We start from the raw sequence: 19466 nt of genomic DNA, 5'->3' as shown, positions 1-19466 counted from the left end.
GTTCTCAATCATTTACGAGGGAAGAATGCCCGTTATGTAGCCGATGGGGCATTTACACAAAATCCTTTACACGCCCAAATCCGAGGTGGGGAGGGCTATCGGCTGGCATCGCCTGTAGGAGCGGCATTCCTGTCGCGATTGCGGGCGTTTATCGCGACACGAATGTCGCTCCTACAGCCAAATGAACAACTGTCATAAAAAAAGGGCGCTCCGGAAAGAGCGCCCTTTTTCATCACGATTGCATCGACTACATCTTGCTCAGCAGCGGAACGATGAGCAGGGAGACGATGTTGATGATCTTGATCATCGGGTTGACGGCCGGGCCCGCGGTGTCTTTGTACGGGTCGCCGACGGTGTCGCCGGTAACGGCAGCCTTGTGGGCCTCGCCACCTTTGCCGCCGTGGTAGCCGTCTTCGATGTATTTCTTCGCGTTATCCCAGGCGCCGCCGCCGGTGGTCATGGAGATAGCGACGAAGATGCCGGTGACGATGGTGCCGACGATCACGCCGCCCAGGGTCTCGACGCCCAGGGTGAAGCCGATGATGATCGGAGCGGCGATCGGAATGATGCCGGGGAGGACCATCTCACGAAGAGCGGTCTTGGTGACGATGTCCACGCAGGAGGCGTAGTCCGGCTTGCCGGTCCCTTCCATGATGCCCTTGATCTCACGGAACTGGCGGCGGACCTCTTCAACGACCGATCCGCCGGCCTTGCCGACCGCTTCCATGCAAAGAGCAGCGAAGTAGTAGGGCAGCATGCCGCCAAGGAAGAGGCCGACGATGATCTTGGGATTGGAAAGGTCGAAGGAGACGATCTTCCCGGCAGCCTTCAGCTCATCCACGTAGGAGGTGAAGAGGATGACGGCAGCCAGACCGGCGGAGCCGATCGCGTACCCCTTGGTGACGGCTTTGGTGGTGTTGCCAACCGCGTCGAGCGGATCGGTGACGTTACGAACGGAGTCGTCCAACTCGGCCATTTCGGCGATGCCGCCGGCGTTGTCGGTGATCGGCCCGTAGGCGTCCATGGCGACGACGATACCGGTAAGCGAGAGCATGGAGACGGCGGCGACTGCGATGCCGTAAACGCCGGCGCAGTTGAAGGCAACGATGATGCCGGCGGAGATGACGATAACCGGGAGGGCGGTCGACTTCATGGAGATGCCGAGACCCGCAATGATGTTAGTGGCATGACCGGTAGTGGATGCCTGAGCGATATGCTTGACCGGGCCGTACTCGGTGGCGGTGTAGTACTCGGTGATCCAGAAGATGGCACCGGTGACCACCAACCCGACGATGGCAGAGATGAAGATATTGGTGGCGCTGTAACCGGTCGGGTTGCCGTCCGGGAACATCTGGACCGTGACGAAGTAGAAGGCGATGCAGGCGAGCACGCCGGAGGCGATCAGCCCTTTGTAGAGAGCGGGCATGATCTTCTGATTGGCGCCCAGCTTGACGAAGAAGGTGCCGATGATGGAGGCGATGATGGAGATGCCGCCCAGGATCAGCGGATAGTTGACCGCGCCGGCAAAGTTGTTGAATGCCATGGCGCCCAGCAGCATGGCGGCGATCAGGGTTACCGCATAGGTCTCGAAAAGGTCGGCAGCCATGCCGGCGCAGTCACCCACGTTGTCGCCAACGTTGTCGGCGATAACGGCCGGGTTGCGCGGATCGTCCTCGGGAATGCCGGCTTCAACCTTCCCCACCAGGTCAGCGCCGACGTCGGCCCCCTTGGTGAAGATACCGCCGCCCAGACGGGCGAAGATGGAGATGAGCGAACCGCCGAAGCCAAGGCCCACGAGCTGGTTGACCACTTCCTTGACCGGAGCGCCCGGCATCATGATCTGCAGAGCCATGTAGTAACCGGCCACACCCAAAAGGCCCAGGCCGACTACCAGCATGCCGGTAATGGCGCCCCCCTTGAAGGCGACGTTGAGGGCCTTGTGAATCCCAGATTTTGCCGCCTCGGTGGTGCGCACGTTGGCGCGGACCGAAACGAACATCCCAATGAAGCCGGTAAGGCCGGAGAAGATGGCGCCGATGGCGAAGCCGACTGCCGTCTTGATGCCCAGCGTTGCAGCGATGATGACGAACATGATCACGCCGACGACCCCGATGATGGTGTACTGGCGCTTCATGTAGGCGCCCGCCCCCTCCTGGATCGCAGCGGCGATCTGGCGCATCCGGTCACTCCCCTGGGGAAGGCCCAGGATCCACTTGGCCGAGATGAGCCCGTAGGCCACCGCCACCACGGCGCAGACCAGGGCGAACACTACCGCATACTGTTCCATTGAAAACATCCTCCTCTTCTAACATTCCTGGGATAAAAGTGCAGCGGCATAGGGGCCGCGATGGTAGACCAAAGTGAGTTATATTAAATGGATTTATTTGTCAACCAATTTTCGTTTCCCGCTCGAACCTTTACGCCCGCTTGGCGCGCCCCATCGGCGTAAGATGTTGCGCATTCAGATCCGAATATGTATCATGAGCGCTGGCCCGGAAACGGCTGGTGCTATGGATATGCATGACTGGCAGGTAACCGAGGGAGGACCGGCATGATCGACTTCCGCTGCGGCGACAACGTGTTTCCCGCCGAGCTCCCACCGGAGCGTGTGCTTGCCGTGCTGCGCCCCCAGGGAATCTCCCCCGCCGGCGCCCCCGAGGAACTGGTCGAGCGCGCCCTTGACGGCTGCGCCGATCAGCTGAGCCGCTTCCAGGCCGGGGAAAAGGTCGTGATCGTCACCTCGGACATCACCCGCGCCACCGGGAGCGAGGTGTATCTTCCGATCCTGGTCGATCGTCTGAACCGTGCCGGCATCCCGGACCGGGACATCGAGATCGTCATTGCCCTGGGGATCCACCGCAAGCAGACCGAACCCGAGCATCGCAAGATCCTGGGCTCGCTGTTCGGGAGGATTCGGGTCAGCGACCACGACTGCGACGATCCCGGGCAGCTCATCTATTTGGGCAACACCTCCACCGGCGTACCGGTCGAACTGAACCGGACCGTGGCCGAGGCGGACCGCCTCATCCTCACCGGCACCGTGACCTTCCATTACTTCGCCGGCTTCGGAGGAGGACGCAAAAGCATCCTCCCCGGCGTCGCCAGCCGGAAGAGCTGCATGGCCAGCCACTTTGCCGTCCTGAACCCGGGAGAGGGAACCGGCAAAAGCAAGCTCGCGGTAACGGCGAATCTGGAGGGGAACCCGGTGCACCAGGCGATGTACGAAGCCTGCGCCATGCGCCCGCCGGAGTTCATCCTGAACACGGTTCTCTCCGCCGACAAGAAGATCGTCGCCGCCTTTGCCGGTGACTGGCGGGAGGCGCACCGGGAAGGGTGCAGTTTTCTCTCGGCACATTTCAGCTATCCGGTCGCCGAGCTCGCCGACTTGGTGGTGGTTTCCTGCGGGGGCTTCCCGAAGGACATAAATACAATACAGGCGCACAAGTCGATGGAGTACGGCAGCCATGCGCTCAAGCCGGGCGGGGTGATGATCCTGCTGGCCGAATGCCGCGACGGACACGGGAACCCGACCTTTTTCAACTGGTTCGGCTATCCCACCTGCGCCGAGTTGGAAACGGCGCTGCGCCGGCGCTACGAGATCAACGGTCAGACCGCCTGGTCGGTGAAGGAGAAGGCGGGACGCTTCCGGGTGATCCTGGTCACCTCCCTGCCCGAAGAGGAAGTGCGGACCATGGGGATGACCCCGGCCCGCGACCTCAAGCAGGCGCTCGACCTGGCGGCCGACTGGCTCCCGAAGGATTACACCAGCTACCTCATTCCCGAAGGGGGCGCGGTGCTGCCGGTATTGAAATAGTATTCGCGCCAGCGATGGCGCTCCCACTGTGTTGGCCAACATGTTCGGAGCTTAGAGGCTGCTATTGCCCCGCACCTCCCTTCACGTCCCCTCCCCTTCAAGGGGAGGGACAGGGTGAGGATGGGGTTGATGGTTACCAACTTCTTTAATCACACTAACTTCTTTAATAGGCACTACCGTGCCGATGAAAGGTAACGCATGCTGAAACCGCAGGTAATGGAACAGTTGAAGAAGATCGTCGGAGCGGAGAACTTCGCCACCGGCGCGCAGGAGTTGATCTGCTACGGCTACGACGCCACCCAGATGGAATTTCTTCCGGACTGCGTCGTGCATCCCGCCGACGCCAACGAGGTATCCCAGATCCTGAAGCTCGCCAATGTCGAAAAGTTCCCGGTCTTTCCCCGCGGCGCCGGGAGCGGCTTCACCGGCGGCGCCCTGCCCAAGGGGGGGGGCGTGGTGCTCGTCACCACCAGGATGAACAAGATCCTGCGCATCGACACCGACAACCTGGTGGCCGAGGTCGAGCCAGGGGTGGTCACCGAGCAGTTCCAGATAGAAGTGGAGAAGCTCGGCCTTTTCTACCCTCCCGACCCGGCGTCGCTCAAGTTCTCCACCCTGGGGGGAAACGTTGCCGAATGCGCCGGCGGCCCCCGCGCCGTCAAGTACGGGGTGACCAAGGATTTCGTCATGGGTCTCGAGGTGGTCGTGCCGACCGGCGAGATCATCCGGACCGGCGGCGAAACCGTGAAGGGGGTGGTCGGCTACGACCTCACCAAGCTTCTGTGCGGCTCGGAAGGGACGCTGGGGATCATCACCAAGATCATCTTCAAGCTCCTCCCCTACCCGGCGGCCAAGAAGACCATGCTCACCGTCTTCGACTCCATCGACGGCGCCGCCCAGGCGGTCTCGACCATCATCAAGGGGAAGATCATCCCGACCACCCTGGAGTTCATGGACCACGCCACCCTTACCTGCGTCGACCGCCGTTTCAACCTCGGGCTTCCTGCCGAGGGTCGCGCGGTGCTTCTGATCGAGGTCGACGGCGATCCGGACCTGATCGAAAAGCAGGCCGGCGCCATCCACGACCTGATCCAGCCGCTGGGGCTGGTGCAGTTCCGCGTCGCCAAGAACGCGGCGGAAAGCGAGGAGCTCTGGCGGGTGCGCCGGCTGGTCTCCCCGTCGTTGCGCGACGTGAACCCGGACAAGTTCAACGAGGACATCGTGGTGCCGCGCAGCAAGGTGCCCGACGTCATCCGGAAGATCGAGGTGATCCAGCAGCGCTACGACATCCCGATCGTGAACTTCGGCCACGCCGGCGACGGCAACATCCACGTGAACATCATGATCGACAAGTCGCAAGCCGGGCAGGAAGAGAAGGCGCACCAGGCGATCAAGGAAGTTTTCCAGGCCGCGCTCGATCTGGGCGGGACCATGTCCGGCGAACACGGCGTGGGGCTGGCCAAGCAGCCGTACATTCCGCTGGAGCTCTCCGCCGAGCAGATCGGGGTGATGCAGGGGATCAAGCGGGCGCTGGACCCGAACAACATCCTCAATCCCGGGAAGATGTTCCCGGCGTGACCTAGCCCGACCCGCTCACCTCGCGGAAAACTTTCGGGGTGCACCCTGTTTTTTTGCGGAGCAATCGCCCAAACGTCCCTCCCCCGCAAGGGAAGGGGGGATACTGTCATGGATTTTAAGGAAAGAAGCTTACGATGACCAAGAAGAACTCCCCGCTGGAGCGGGTGGAGAAAGAGCTTAAAAAATGCGTCAAGTGCGGAGCGTGCCGGGCCAACTGCCCCGCCTTCTCCGCCTTCCAGAGAGAACCGGCGGTCGCCCGCGGCAAGGTCGCCCTCGCCCAGCACATCATGAAGGGGGACATCACCCTGGACGACGGCAGCTATGCCGCCATGTCCAAGTGCCTTCTGTGCGGCAGCTGCGTGGAAAAGTGCCCCAACGTCGTCCCCACCGACGAGATCGTGGTCGCCGCCCGCGAGGCCTTGGCGCAGCAGCGCGGCCTGACCACCTTCCACCAGGCGGTAGGCCGGGTGGTCGCCAACCGCTCCCTCATGAACTTGGGCGCCCTGGCCGCACGCATCCTCGGGCCGCTCTTCTTCCGCAAGGTCCCCGCCACCTCGGGTTTAAGGCTCCGGTTCCCGCTCCCCTTCCTGGGGGGGACGCGCCACATCCCGCAGCTCGCCAAGAAACCGTTTTTGAAACGGCACCCGGAAGAGATCCCGGGAAAGCCGGGCCAGCCGCGGGTCGCCTTCTTCGTCGGCTGCATGAGCAACTTCGTCTACACCGAGATCGGCGAGGCGACGCTTGCCCTTTTGCAGCACATGGGATGCACCGTGGTGATCCCGAAGCTGCAGAACTGCTGCGGCCTCCCCGCCATGTCCGGCGGCGACATCAACACCGTCCGCGAGCTTGCCGAAAAGAACCTGGCCGTCTTGGAAGCCTGCCGCGCCGACTACGTGGTCACCTCCTGCGCCACCTGCGGCGGCGCACTGCACCGCCTCTATCCCCTGGTGGTCGGCAAACGCAACCCGGAGCTCGCCGAGCGCCTCAAGGCGCTGGCGGACAAGTGCATCGATACCGCGGTACTTTTGCAGAAACTCGGTTTCAACCCGGAGGAGACCGGCGGGGGCGAAAACCTCAAGGTCACCTACCACGACCCCTGCCACCTGCGCACCGCGGGCATCACCAAGGAGCCGCGCCGGCTGCTCACCGCGACGCCGGGGGTCCAGCTCGTCGAGATGGAAGGAGCCGACAAGTGTTGCGGCCTGGGGGGAACCTTCAACGTCTACCACTACGACAGCTCCATGAAGATCAATGCCGGCAAGACCGCCGCGATCCAGGCCACCGGTGCGGACGCGGTCGCCACCGGCTGCCCCGGCTGCATGATGCAGCTCTCCGACGGCCTGAAACAGGCCGGCGATAAAACAAAGGTTATCCACACCGTACAGCTTCTCGCGTCAAAGATCCGGCGGTGACGCGGCGCCCGCGCCGCTCCCGCCCCTCCCCCCCCTTTTTTCCTTCTCCCTCCAACCCCCTGTTTTTCGGCGTATTTTCTCGTATACGTCGTTTTTTTTATTGACTTTTGCCAAGCAAAACCTTATGTAGGCTTACGTTCACGTCACCAATAGAACATCAGTTCTTGATTCCGTTTTCCCGGCAGCAACCATGGTTCCCCACCACCGGTCAAAACCGGACACGGAATGCGCATTTTCCCTGCACAGGGCCCGCAGAATTACGTTTCTGCCAATAATATCAGGGAGATATCCCCAGGCGTCCCGTTTTAAAACAGCAGGTTGCATCCCCCACCACCGATCGCGGAACCCTTGTTGGCCCCTTCCTGCCTCAGGCAGAACCTAGTCACAAGCTAGTTTTCGCCAACCGTTTGCGGACACCCTCCCGAACGCAGGCACCCAGTCGAGCAGCAGCAGGGGACGGGCTTCCGCCACCGTCGCTTTTCCGTGTACGTAAAGGAAAAAGCCCGCCCCGATACCGCCTCCGATCCGGCTCGACGACAAAGGCCTCCTCTTCGAGGCGGCAGCTTCCGGCCCTTGTGTCCGGAACGCCCGGCCGGACCGCTTCGGCCCCCGCTCCCCGCGGCCGGCGCCCACGCGCCGGTCTTTGCATGTGCTATCGGCTTTAAAGCCTGAAATTTCTATCGGTCGGAGGAGTGCCCATGAGTCGTACCCCCATCAATCTCTTATCACCCCATTCACGGAAAGGATGAGCCCATGTCCAATAAAGCAATCAAACCCTCATTGAAAAACCCGTTCATCGAAGAGCAGAAGATCGAGTTCAACATCCCCGGTGAGATCGCCCGCGCCACCGGCGGCTACGAAGAGGCGATGCAGGCCGGCCACGACCTGATCCAGCGCCCGATCAAGTCGGTGAAGATCGACCAGGTCGAGAAACAGCATTTCAAGAAAAGGATGACGGTCTGGGAGAGGATCAAGGTCCTCACCGAGGAAGAGCCCAACATCCTGTTCCAGAACTGGGGCAAGAACCTGGACGGCGCCTCGCTGGTCACCGGCATCCTCAACATCCAGGGTCGCGACGTCGCCCTCTACGGCCATGACTTCACCGTGCGCGCCGGCTCCATCGACGCCACCAACGGCCGCAAGCTGGCGCTTCTTTTCCAGATGGCCGCCGAGAAGGGGATCCCGGTCATCGGGATGAACGACTCCGCCGGCGCCTTCGTTCCGGCCGGGGTGGGCGGTCTCGACGGCTACGCCGAGGCCTTTACCGCGCTGCGCAGGATCTCCGGCGTGGTCCCCTCCATCATGTGCATGTTCGGCTTCAACGCCGGCGGCGGTTCCTACCTGCCGCGCCAGGGGAGCTTCGTCATCCAGCCCAAGGAGACCTTCTTCGGTCTCACCGGCCCCGGGGTCGTCAAGAGCGTCCTGGGCGAGGACATCACCCCGGAAGAACTGGGTGGACCGAAAGTCCACAGCCAGTCCGGCGTCGTCGACCTGACCGCCGAGGACGAGGTCGGCGCGCTGCGCATCGCCGTCGAGCTCCTCAAGTACATTCCGGACAACAACTCGGTGGCCGCCCCCTTCATCCCGACCACCGATCCGTTGGACCGCAAGACCTGGGAGATTAACACCCTGTTCAAAAAGGCGTTCAACTCCCCGACCGGCTTCAACACCCCGTTCGACGTCTCGATCATCATCCAGCAGATCTGCGACCACGGTGACTACTTCGAACTCCAGCCGACCCGTGCCCGCAACGTGGTCACCGCTTTCGGGCGCCTGGGCGGCAACGTCGTCGGCTTCGTCGCCAACAACTCGGCGGTCGACTCCGGCCAGATCGACTGCGACGCGGCGTACAAGATCGCCCGCTTCAACCGCTTCTGCAACATCTACAACATCCCGATCATCTTCATGGAAGACACCACCGGCTTCCTCCCGGGTCGCGAGCAGGAATCCCGCGGCATCGTCCACGCCGGCCGCGCCATGCTCGACTCCATCGTCGACATCCGGACCCCGCGCATCCTGCTCATCATCCGGAACGCCTACGGCGGGGCCTACGCTTCCTACAACAACTACCCGACCGGCGCGGACCTCGTCCTGGCCCTTCCCACCACCCGCCTCGCGGTCATGGGTCCGGCCGGCAAGGAGTTCGTCTACAAGGACGAGCTGCGCAAGATCCGCAGTGCGGTCATGGAACGGGTCAAACGCGGCACCCAGGAGCGCGTCGAAGCCGGCGTGAAGCCGGAAGCCGCCAAAGCGGACGCCGAGAAGGAAGCCGCCGAGTGGCTCAAGGCGGAAGAGGCGGTCCTCAACCTGCGCTACGAGAAAGAGTTGATGAACCCGAGGGAGGCGCTGAGCCTCGGTTCCATCTCCTCGCTGGTCATGCCGACCGACCTTCGCAAGGTCCTGGGCGAGAACATGAACTTCCTGCTGCGCCACTACAAACCCGGCCCGATGATGGCGGTGCAGCGCGAGTTCCACTAAGAGCGAGGCCGCGGCCCGGGCGCTTCCGCTGCCCGGACCGCGCGCTGGACGATCTGAAATCACCCATTTCATATTTTCCGATTGGAGATAAAGACCGATGGCATATACCTCTGAAAAGTACACCCACAATCCGCTGATCCACCGGGACCGCCGCCTCGGCAAGGCTTCCTCCCCCTGGGTCGCCTCGTTTTCCTGCGAGAACCTCAAGCCGCTCATCGTCTGCCGCGGGCCGATCCGCAAGGAGGCGATGGACGTCTACGCCGAGATGGGGATCACCCATTTCGGGATCCTCCTCTCCGAGAAGGACTCCATCGTCTACCCGAACGCGCTGGCTCCCGAGCTGCGCACCCTGACCGACTCCAACCGCGTGCACCGGGTACCCGACTACACCGGCGCGAGCAAAGAAGAGCGCGTCGAGCGCATCGGCCAGATCATCGGCATCGCGCTCGATAACGGCTACGACTCCATCTTCGCCGGCTACGGCTTCATGGCCGAGGACGACGAGTTCGTCGCGGCCATCGAGAAGGCCGGCCTCAAGTTCATCGGCCCCTGCTCCGCCACCCAGGCCGGCGCCGGCAAGAAGGACGAGGCCAAGCGCACCGCACTTTCGGTGGACGTCTCGGTTACCCCCGGTATCGACAACGTCACCGCCCGGACCCTGGTCAAGAAGCACTCCAGCCGCGAGAAGCTGGTGGCGCTCGCCAACTCCGACGGGCTCAAGGTGGACAAGAAGATCCTGGACGACAAGAACCTCTCCCTGGAGGAGCTCGCCGACCACATCCTCTACGCCTCCTACGACAAGGGGATCGACCTCTTCTCGATCGAGGAGCTCTGCGCCCAGGTCCAGACCGAAGCGGCCGAGATGTTCAAGAAGTTCCCCCAGAGCCGGATCCGTCTCAAGGCGATCGGCGGCGGCGGTGGGAAGGGACAGCGTCTTCTGGGCGCCGGCCTTTTGAACGTCAAAAACCCCGACGACGCGCTGATCGCCAAGGAGTGCGCCGAGGCCCCGGGTCTGGTGCGCGAGATCCTGAACGAGGTGAAAGCCAACGGGGTGGGGGACAACAAGAACATCCTGATCGAGCTCAACATCGAGCAGACCCGCCACAACGAGATCCAGCTTCTCGGCAACGGCGAATGGTGCATCGCCCTGGGGGGCCGCGACTGCTCCCTGCAGATGCACGAGCAGAAACTCCTCGAGGTCTCGGTGACCCAGGAAGGGCTCATGGCCGAGATCGAGCGCGCCAAGGCCGCCGGCAAGCCGGAGCAGGTCAAGGCTTTGGAGAGCGATCTCCAGGTCCTCAAGCGGATGGAGGAGCAGAGCGAGCGCTTCGGCAAGGCGGTAGGCCTTGACTCCGCCTCCACCTTCGAGTGCATCGTGGACCGCGACCGCCACTACTTCATGGAGGTGAACACCAGGATCCAGGTCGAGCACCGGGTCACCGAGCTCTGCTATGCTCTGAAGTTCACCAACCCGGACGACCCGAAGGACTTCTTCATGGTCGAGAGCCTCGTCGAGGCGATGGCTCTGCTTGCCGAGCACAAGAAGCGGCTGCCGCGCCCGGAGCGCATCGTCCGTTTCAACGCCTCCGTCGAGGCGCGCCTGAACGCGACCGACGCATCGCTTTCGCCGCACGCCGGCGGGATCATCCGCTACTGGTCCAAGCCGATCGAAGGGGAGATCCGCGACGACCAGGGGATCAGCATGCTCAACCCGGACACCGGGATGTTCATGAAATACCGCGTCGCCGGCGCCTACGACTCCAACATCGCGCTGCTCCTCACCAAGGGCGATAACCGCCAGGACAGCTACGAGCACATGAGCGAGGTGATCCGCTCCACCACCCTGCGCGGCTCTGAGCTCGCCACCAACCTCGAGTTCCACTACGGCCTGGTCAACTGGTTCCTGGGGCGCAACGTCATGGCCAAGCCGACCACCCGCTTCGTGGTCCCCTACCTGACCCTGGTCGGCCTGCTCAAGGAAACCGCGAACAAGATCGACCCGGTCTACGCGTTTTTGCAGATGAAGAAGTACTACCAGAAGAAGATCAGCGACGCCTTCGCCAGCGAGCCCGAGGTGGCCGCCAAGGAGGCCAAGAACATCTCCAGCCTGCTCGACCGCAAAGGGACCTTGATTACCCGCCCGATCGAGCGCCTTTTGGGCGATCCGCACCTCCTCTCCGGGTGGCTGTCGATGAACACCAAGAACTTCCGGATGGACGAGAAGGGGAAGGTGGTCTGGCTGAGAAACCCGGTCGGGGTGTTGAACGAGACCTACGAGTACCTGCACATGGGGTACCGTCCCCACAAGCCGGCCGCCGAGATCATCTGGAGCCACGACAACGAGCTTCTGCAGCAGGCACTCGCCTTCTCGCGCACCATCCGCCAGCACTTCGGCCTGGCCCGCGACGAGTACCACAAGCTGACCGAGATCCTCGCCAACGACAAGCCGCAGGGGGGCTTCGACGCCGAGAAGTGGGAGCAGATCCGCTCCGCCCACTTCGGCTACGAGGCAGGCCTGGAGATGCTCGGCATCCTGTTCCAGGTCGGCATCGCCACCAAGTTCTGGGACCTCAAGGTGGAGGACGACCTGGAGATCACCATCCCCGAGCACCTCACCGACCCGGAGCTGCAGGCCCGCATGAAGAAGATCCTGGTTCCGCCGCCAGCCACCAAGGCCGACGAGATCGTCTCCGTCTGCGGCGGCATGTACTACGGCCAGGAAGCCCCGGGCATGCCCCCGTTCGTCAGCGAAGGGATGCACTTCGAAAAGGGGCAGCCGCTCTACATCATCGAAGTCATGAAGATGTTCAACAAGATCTACGCTCCCTTCTCCGGGACCATCGACAAGATCGTCATCACCGGCGGCGACGGCACCATCGTCTCCAAGGGTCAGCCGCTCTTCAAGATCACCCCGGACGAGAAGTTCGTCGAGGTCGACGAGGCCCAGGTCGAGAAGGAAAAGCGGACCGTCACCGGCGAGTACCTCCAGGCGGTCCTCGCCTAAAAGGCACAGCGGAGACCGGAAGAAAAACCTGCATAAAACAACAGAGGGCTCCGAAAATCGGAGCCCTCTGTTTATCAGCTTAGGAAGTTTGGCAATACCAACTGAGGGTTTGCCACTGATTAATGTCCATGGGTTCTGGCTGGTCCCCCAGCCCCCAGTCCTTGCCCCCCGCGTTTACGCTGCGGCGAAGAACTGATCCCCCTCGACGCACTCGGAAAGCGCTTCGAGAAAGGTGGCGGCCTGGGAGTCGTTGACGATGGCGACGGCGCCGTGGTTCACCGACCAGGCCGAGCCGCAGGTGCGGCACTCGCGAAGCCCTACGTTGAACCCGCCGGAACGCAGTTCGATGCTCTCGCTATCATGGTTTTTGCAGACGGGGCATTGCATGTGGATCTCCTTTTCATCCCGGATTCGGGACGCAAAAACTTAATTTTTGTAACGACTATAGAGGGACCAATTTTTAATATCAAGCACTTTTTGCGGAAAAATCCTTTTAAAACAACATGTTACAACGATTTTTGTTTTACTGACCCTACCGGCATTTTATAATTCTCGCAAAAATAAAACGACCCGGGAAGGCCAGACCGGACTTTTCTGAGCGTAACTCGCTGTTTTCACTGGTAGACACAAAAGCAGATCACCATTTTAAAAGTAGAACATCAAAAATCGTATTCCGGTGCCGTTTTAGTTCAATTAGAAAAATTAATTTTCTTGATTCAGAGGGCGGTTCGGCATATTACGATGTTATCTCTCACTAGAACTGCTTCACCCAATACACCATCGGCCAGGAGAGCACCATGAGCATTTCCGAAAACAAACAGGCTTGGCAGGAGACTGTCGTCAAGAAGAACCTCGCGAAGGCGCCGGAGCGCCAGGAATCGTTCCGTACCTCGTCCGACCTTGAGGTCGAGCGCTGCTTCGCTCCCGATTTCGAGTACCCGCAGTACGACGAGCAGCTCGGCTTCCCCGGTCAGTACCCCTTCACCCGGGGCGTCCAGCCGACCATGTACCGCGGCCGGTTCTGGACCATGCGCCAGTACGCGGGCTTTGGCACCGCCGCCGAGTCCAACGAGCGCTACAAGTACCTCCTCTCCGCCGGCCAGACCGGTCTCTCCATCGCCTTCGACCTCCCGACCCAGATGGGGTACGACTCGGACGCGGCGATGGCGCGCGGCGAGGTGGGCAAGGTCGGCGTCGCCGTCGACTCTCTGGCCGACATGGAAGTGCTCTTCGACGGGATCCCGCTGGACAAGGTCTCCACCTCGATGACCATCAACTCCACCGCCTCGATCCTGCTCGCCATGTACATCGCCGTGGCCGAGAAGCAGGGGGTGAGTCCGGCCCAGATCTCCGGCACCATCCAAAACGACATCCTCAAGGAGTACATGGCCCGCGGCACCTACATCTACCCGCCCAAGGAGTCGATGCGGATCATCACCGACATCTTCGCCTACTGCAAGGACAACGTCCCCAAGTGGAACACCATCTCCATCTCCGGCTACCACATCCGCGAGGCCGGCTCCAGCGCGGTCCAGGAAGTCGCCTTCACCCTGGCCGACGGTATCGCCTACGTCGATGCCGCCATCAAGGCCGGGCTCGACGTGGACCAGTTCGCGCCGCGGCTCGCCTTCTTCTTCAACTCGCACAACAACCTTTTGGAAGAGGTGGCGAAGTTCCGCGCCGCGCGCCGGATGTGGGCGAAGATCATGAAGGACCGCTTCAAGGCCAAAGACCCGCGCTCCATGATGCTCCGCTTCCACACCCAGACCGCCGGCTGCACCCTCACCGCGCAGCAGCCGGACAACAACATCATGCGCGTCACCCTCCAGGCCCTTGCCGCGGTCTTGGGCGGGACCCAGTCGCTGCACACCAACTCCCGCGACGAGGCGCTGGCGCTTCCGACCGAGGACTCGGTCCGGATCGCGCTCCGCACCCAGCAAGTCATCGCCTACGAATCCGGCGTCGCCGACTCCGCCGACCCGCTGGCCGGAAGCTTTCTCGTCGAGTCGCTCACCGACCAGATCGAGAAGGAGGCCACCGCCTACATCGAGCGGATCGACGCCCTGGGCGGCGCGGTCGAGGCGATCTCGCGCGGCTTCCAGCAGAAGGAAATCCAGGATTCGGCCTATGCCTACCAGCGCTCCATCGAGAAGAACGAGACCATCATCGTCGGGGTGAACAAGTTCACCGTGGCGGAGAAGGCCCCCGAGGGGCTCCTTAAGGTGAAGGAAGAGGTCGAACTCAGCCAGAAGGCCGCGCTGGCCAAGATGAAGGGGCAGCGCGACGACGCCAAGGTGGAAGCAACCCTGAAGGCTCTTGCCGGCGCCGCGCAAGGGACCGACAACCTGATGCCGTTCATCCTCGATGCGGTGAAGAGCTACGCCACCTTGGGCGAGATCGCCAACGTGCTGCGCGAGGTGTTCGGCGTGCACCGGGAGACGGTGGTCCTTTAATTCCTTAACGTAACAAAACGGGCCGCGGAGAGGCGGGTCGGGACCTTCCCGCCCTCTTCCGCGGCCCTTTACTATTTAAGTCCATAACTAAAAGGAGGATTACCTATGCTGAAGAAGATCAACCATCTTGGTGTCGCCGTGAAATCGCTGGATGAAACGATCCCCTTTTACCGGGATGCCCTCGGGATGACCCTGCAGGGGACCGAGGAAGTCGCCGACCAGAAAGTGCGGGTTGCCTTCCTTTCGGTGGGGGAATCGAAGATCGAGCTTTTGGAGCCGACCTCGCCGGAGAGTCCGGTTGCCAAATTCATCGAGAAGAACGGCCCGGGAATCCACCACGTGGCGTATGAGGTCGCCGATATCGAGGCGGCCATTGCAGCGCTGGTTGCAAGCGGAGCACGCATGATCGACGAGAAGCCGAGAAAGGGCGCCCACGGCGCACAGATTGCCTTCGTCCATCCCAAAAGCAGCAACGGGGTGCTTACCGAAATCTGCCAATGCTCTGAGTGCGGCCACTGATTGGACCAAATTAATATTGCCATATTAAATATCTCCAAGCGATACATTTAACCCACATCACTGTTGTGATAATTTCGGCCGCAAAACAAACCAAAACAAAGCTCCACCAGTGCGGGGCATTGTTACGACTACATAAAATCATTTTTTTTGGTTGACATTTGTTTGAATAATTGTAAAGTAAGGCCAGTTTTCTATAACAGCATTTTGCTCATCCGTACCAACCGTAGGACAACTGCACAGGAGCGTCTCGCTCACTGACCGGAGTTACTATTGCTGATGAATGAGCCGGATCCACGCTGATACAAAAGGGCCCTCGCTCCCCCCACTGATGCCAATCTCTAGGGGAACGAGGGCCTTTGTTTAAACAGGCTGGACCTCTACTTTATTACGGTTTGGCACCTCGTAATGAAGTGGCGGATTCACCACATGTTATTTTGGTCGCACGTCGATCAACAACCCCAGGAGGTATCACATGAGCTTGAAGAAACAGATCTTGGCAGTTGCTGCAGTCGGAGCCCTGTCCGCAGCTACCGCAGTCCCGGCAATGGCGCTGGAAAACGAGTTTCACGGCAACTTCAGGGTGAGAGGGATTCTCTCCAACTTTGACGATGGCGGCGCCGGCGCGGTCAACCTGAACGGCACCAACATCAGCCAAGCCACTGGCGCCGTAGTCAAAACCGGCGAGCCGAACACCAACACCTACATCGAGCAGCGCCTGCGCCTTATGTACATCGCCAAGGCCAACGACAACCTGAAACTGGTCACCCACTTCGAATTCGACTCCCGTTTCGGCGACAACTCCTACAACTCCAACAACTCCTTCCGCAACAACGGCGGCGGCGTTGGTGCTGACCAGACCAACCTTGAAACCAAGAACATCTACCTCGACTTCAATCTGCCCAGCACCCCGATGAACTTCAAAGTCGGTGTCCAGGGCTTCACCGACGCCTACAAAGGGATCATCTTCAACAATGACGCTGCAGGTGTGGTCGCAACCGCGAAACTGCAAAACGCCACCATCAACGCCTCTTTCTTCCGTTTTGACGACGCCATCACCGTCCCGGCAAACCTGACCGGTGCAGCCAGCGGTTACCTTGACGCTGCCGCGGTCGGCACCAACACCCAAGTCGGCAACCTTACCCGCGATTTCTACAACATCGGCGGCAAGTACAACGTCAGCAAAGACCTCAGCGTCGGGGCAGACTACTACGCTCTTTACAGCGACGTGCTCAAAAATCTTGCTACTCCGCGCACCCTGATCAACTACGTTGGCGCTAACGCTGCCGGCAACGTCGGGCCGGCATCCTGGAGCGGCTTCTTCCTTTATCAGTTCGGCGAGCTCGGCGGCAATTTCGTGAACAGCGCTGCCAACCCCGACGCGGCCTCTCTTGCCGCAAGGCAGATCAAGCGCCAGTCCGTTAGCGCCTTCGCCGCCAACCTCGCCGGCAAGTGCCAAGCTGGCCCTGGTACCGCTAGGATCACCGCACTGTACATCAGTGGCTCCCAAGGGACCGGCGGTGACAAGCGTACCGACTTCCAGACCATCGATGAGCGTGGTGCTACCACAGCAGGCCACACCTTCTTTGAATCCAATTCGATGCTCTTCTTCCGTCATCCCCAGGCAACCGCCGGTACCGACCGGGCGCTGGTCTTCGACCTGAACAACTCCGGCAAAGGTATCATCACCGCATTTGCTGGCTACGACTTGCCGCTCGGTAAGGCGTTCGTCAACACCAACGTCGGCATCGGCGCCGTTGCCAAGGACAACAAAAACCAGATCAACGGCATGTCCAAAAGCGGCGACAGCAACATCCTCGGCTACGAGGGGAACGTCGAAGTCGGCTACAAAGTCTTCGATAATCTCACTACCAGCCTCCAGGGTGCCTACCTGGTCCTCGGCGACTTCTACAAAGACGCTGCTGCCAACGGCAAGACCCCGGACAACCCCTACACCGCACGCGTTGTCGTGAACTACGTGTTCTAAGAACCAACGACGCCTCATTCAAAAAGGCCGGAGAGTTCGCTCTCCGGCCTTTTTCATTGCCTGGTCTCAGGCTAACCCGGCGTATTAACACTACCGCTTTACCCTCTCTCGAAGTACTCCCTCATCCCCACCGACAGACTCCTCCGCGGCTATCCTCTTTTGAATATTGACAACCACCACATCTGCTGTTTAATTGAGATCCGTTGTTAACTTCTTTTAATAAAGGAGGACGTATGAGAGCAGCAGCCTTCCCTGTGCTGGCATCGTTTCTGGTGGCGGCGACGGTTCCAGCCTTCGCGCAGACGTCGCAAAACCAGCGAGACGAGTGCCTCCTCACCTCGAGAAATTGCATGGACCAGGTGGATGATCTCCAGAAAAGGGTCCACAAGCTCAACCGCGAGCTGAAGAAAGGGACCCGGGCCTATTCGCCCGACGAGCTGAAAAAACTCCAGCAGAAACTGCGGGAGACCAATGAGCAGCTGCGTCGTCTCGAGGAGAGCGGAGGTTCCTGAGCAAAAGCGGCCTGAGCCGCCCCACCACCTTCCCAAACTGCGAAAGGGGCGGCCCCAAACCGCCCCCTTTTTTTGCCCGCCGCCGTGCGGAAATACATTCAAATCGCCTCCCATTCGTGCTAACCTGCGCGAGGTTTCCGAAGGTCGGGGACGTACGTAAGCCGGTTCCCACCGACAACGAACGCCGCCAACCTTCGGGAAAAAGTGCCATACTTTCTCGCGATCCGACACGACGGGAGCTCTCATGCAAAGAACCTTCACCTTCCTCCTTCTCCTGCTTGCCGCCCTCATCATCACCACCCCGGCGCACGCCGAATCGATCCGCGCCTACGTCGCCGAGATGAAAGCGACACCCCCCGGCGACTCGGGCCTCATGACCACGCTGCAGTTCCTGTTAGCCAACCGCCTGAACGGCGAGGGGGTCATCGCGGTTCCCAGCGCGGCGGAAGCCGACGTCATCATCAACAGCTCCTACACCCAGATCGGCAAGGTTTTCAGCCTGGACGCCAGCGCAGCGCTGCCCCAGGGCAAGCCGATCGCCTCGGTCTACGAACAGGGGGATAATCAGGACGCCCTGATTCCCGCCATCGGGAAGGTTGCCGCCAAGCTGCGCGCTGAAATCGTCAAGGTAGTCGCGGCTCGGCCGACCCAACCGATTCCCGCCCCGGCACCGGTGGCGGTGGCACCGGCGAAAACCCAGGAGGAGTGGATCAGCCAGCGCATTGAAGGTGCGCTGCGCGGTATTGGTGCGGCCGCACCGTCCGGGAACGGTGAGTGGGTCCTCGCCCGGGAGAACCAGATTCAGCTCTGCCGCGTCGAGGGAAACCGGGTCGTCACCCTCGCCAGCGAGAAGCTCCCGCTCCGGGCCCAGCTGATCGCGCTGGACACGCTGGAGGCCAACGGCTCCACCCTGGTCTACGCCACCCTCACCGACGATGACGGCCCGGTTTCCCGCATCTACACCCGAGACGGCAACAAGCTGCGGCTGCTCGCCCAGGACCTCCACTACCTGTTCCGGGTCATCTCCCTCGGCGGTGGACCGCGTAAGCTTTACGCCCAAGAGGTCAGCCAGAACGAAGACTTCTACGGCGACGTCTACGAGGCGGCTTTTGAGAACGGGAAAGTGCAGCTGAAAAACCCGATCAAGATGCCCCGGTACGGCAACATCTTCAACTTCAACCGCTTTGTGGACCAGGAAGGCAGGGCGCACCTGATCGTCTTCAGCGAAGGGGGCTACCTGGTCGTCTATTCGGACCAGGGTGAGGAACTTTGGCGCAGCAGCGACAAGTTCGGCGGCAGCGAAACCTTTTTCCGCCGCCGCGATGCCGACTACCAGCGGATTACCGGAATGCAGTTCCGCAAGCGCTTCCTCGACCAGCGCATCCTGGTCACCGAAAAGGGGGAGATCGTGGTACCGCAAAACGAGGGTACCTGGGTCATCGGCGACTCCCGCTCCTTCTCGCGCTATACCGTGGCCCTTTTCACCTGGAACGGGAGTTCGCTGGAGGAGCGCTGGCGCTCCCACAAGATCCAGAACTACCTCTCCGATTTTGCCTACGAGCCGGCGGGGCGGAAACTGGTTCTCCTCGAGGTGGTCCAGAAGGAAGGGCTGCTGTCCAAGGGGGGAAGCGCCCTCCGGTTGATGCCGGTACCGTGACACCATGGGAAGGCTGCCCACAAGGATCCCCTCCCCTTCAAGGCGAAGGTCATGA

At 61.2% G+C, this 19466-nt stretch carries 13 protein-coding genes; 11 read left to right on the top strand and 2 right to left on the bottom strand.

Annotated features, from left to right (window positions below; genetic code table 11):
* Positions 1-198 (top strand): hypothetical protein (locus JFN93_RS25370; RefSeq protein ID WP_215907810.1); only part of this gene is annotated, 198 nt, incomplete at its 5' end.
* A 49-nt stretch (positions 199-247) separates the two neighbouring features.
* Here the strand turns inward: JFN93_RS25370 and JFN93_RS18655 are convergent.
* Entirely contained in the window at positions 248-2287 is a 2040-nt protein-coding gene (locus JFN93_RS18655) for a sodium-translocating pyrophosphatase (RefSeq protein WP_199385641.1), read from the bottom strand.
* Positions 2288-2554: 267 nt separating this feature from the next.
* On the opposite strand from JFN93_RS18655, the gene JFN93_RS18650 reads away from it, so the two are divergent.
* From JFN93_RS18650 to JFN93_RS18630, 5 genes are all read left to right on the top strand, one after another.
* Positions 2555-3814 carry a lactate racemase domain-containing protein gene (locus JFN93_RS18650; RefSeq protein ID WP_407931892.1) on the top strand — a complete coding sequence of 420 codons (1260 nt, stop codon included), beginning with the start codon at positions 2555-2557 and terminating at the stop codon, positions 3812-3814.
* 198 nt (positions 3815-4012) lie between these two features.
* The gene (locus JFN93_RS18645) at positions 4013-5392 is read left to right on the top strand and encodes an FAD-binding oxidoreductase (RefSeq protein ID WP_199385639.1); all 1380 of its coding nucleotides are present in this window, start codon (positions 4013-4015) and stop codon (positions 5390-5392) included.
* A 134-nt stretch (positions 5393-5526) separates the two neighbouring features.
* On the top strand, positions 5527-6804 hold the full coding sequence (locus JFN93_RS18640; protein WP_199385638.1) for a (Fe-S)-binding protein: 1278 nt from the start codon (positions 5527-5529) through the stop codon (positions 6802-6804).
* Positions 6805-7557: 753 nt separating this feature from the next.
* The gene (locus JFN93_RS18635; protein ID WP_199385637.1) at positions 7558-9282 is read left to right on the top strand and encodes an acyl-CoA carboxylase subunit beta; all 1725 of its coding nucleotides are present in this window, start codon (positions 7558-7560) and stop codon (positions 9280-9282) included.
* A 97-nt stretch (positions 9283-9379) separates the two neighbouring features.
* Positions 9380-12286, top strand: coding sequence for an ATP-binding protein (locus tag JFN93_RS18630; RefSeq protein WP_199385636.1), 2907 nt, complete (start codon positions 9380-9382; stop codon positions 12284-12286).
* A 174-nt stretch (positions 12287-12460) separates the two neighbouring features.
* On the opposite strand, the gene JFN93_RS18625 is transcribed toward JFN93_RS18630, so the two are convergent.
* Positions 12461-12673 carry a hypothetical protein gene (locus JFN93_RS18625; protein ID WP_199385635.1) on the bottom strand — a complete coding sequence of 71 codons (213 nt, stop codon included), beginning with the start codon at positions 12671-12673 and terminating at the stop codon, positions 12461-12463.
* A 410-nt stretch (positions 12674-13083) separates the two neighbouring features.
* On the opposite strand from JFN93_RS18625, the gene JFN93_RS18620 reads away from it, so the two are divergent.
* The 5 genes from JFN93_RS18620 to JFN93_RS18600 all read left to right on the top strand — a co-directional run bounded on the left by JFN93_RS18620 (position 13084) and on the right by JFN93_RS18600 (position 19411).
* Positions 13084-14739, top strand: coding sequence for an acyl-CoA mutase large subunit family protein (locus tag JFN93_RS18620; protein WP_199385634.1), 1656 nt, complete (start codon positions 13084-13086; stop codon positions 14737-14739).
* A 105-nt stretch (positions 14740-14844) separates the two neighbouring features.
* Complete coding sequence (mce, locus tag JFN93_RS18615; protein WP_199385633.1) at positions 14845-15258, top strand: methylmalonyl-CoA epimerase; 414 nt, start codon at positions 14845-14847, stop codon at positions 15256-15258.
* A gap of 472 nt (positions 15259-15730) precedes the next feature.
* Positions 15731-17242 (top strand): alginate export family protein, encoded by a 1512-nt coding sequence (locus tag JFN93_RS18610; RefSeq protein WP_236021809.1) that lies wholly within the window; start codon positions 15731-15733, stop codon positions 17240-17242.
* Between the two features lie 233 nt (positions 17243-17475).
* Positions 17476-17754, top strand: a complete 279-nt coding sequence (locus JFN93_RS18605; protein ID WP_199385632.1) for a coiled-coil domain-containing protein — start codon at positions 17476-17478, stop codon at positions 17752-17754.
* 244 nt (positions 17755-17998) lie between these two features.
* Positions 17999-19411, top strand: coding sequence for a hypothetical protein (locus JFN93_RS18600; RefSeq protein ID WP_199385631.1), 1413 nt, complete (start codon positions 17999-18001; stop codon positions 19409-19411).
* The last annotated feature ends 55 nt before the right edge of the window (positions 19412-19466 follow it).

The organism is Geomesophilobacter sediminis, from assembly GCF_016458275.1.
In the GTDB taxonomy this organism is placed as follows: Bacteria; Desulfobacterota; Desulfuromonadia; order Geobacterales; family Geobacteraceae; genus Geomesophilobacter; species Geomesophilobacter sediminis.
Note: the sequence above shows the minus strand (reverse complement) of the source record. Positions and strands in the feature narration are given on the sequence as shown.